1 protein-coding gene is annotated in these 322 nt (G+C 60.2%); it reads left to right on the top strand.

Translation table 11 applies throughout. The annotated features are described in order from the left end of the window. Positions 1-322: AMP-binding enzyme (locus DM374_RS32900; RefSeq protein ID WP_450088438.1), on the top strand; the 322-nt coding region annotated here is incomplete at both ends.

The following is a 322-nucleotide window of genomic DNA, read 5'->3' as shown; positions in this document are numbered from 1 at the left end:
GCTGGGCGAAATCGAAGCGCGTCTGCTGGAGCATCCGACAGTCCGCGAAGCTAGCGTGATCGATATCGATGGCCCGAGCGGCAAGCAACTGGCGGCCTATCTGGTGGCCCAAGACAGCGGTGATTTGAAAGACGCGCTCAAGGCGCATCTGAAGGCCCATCTGCCTGAATTCATGGTGCCAAGCCACTTCGTGCTGCTGGAAAAAATGCCACTGAGCGCCAACGGCAAGCTGGACCGCCGTGCACTGCCCAAGCCCGATATCAGTCAGTCGCAGGCCGCTTACATTGCACCGACGAACGCGCTGGAAAGCCAATTGGCGGCG

It is taken from the genome of Pseudomonas huaxiensis (genome assembly GCF_003231275.1).
In the GTDB taxonomy this organism is placed as follows: Bacteria; Pseudomonadota; Gammaproteobacteria; order Pseudomonadales; family Pseudomonadaceae; genus Aquipseudomonas; species Aquipseudomonas huaxiensis.
Note: the sequence above shows the minus strand (reverse complement) of the source record. Positions and strands in the feature narration are given on the sequence as shown.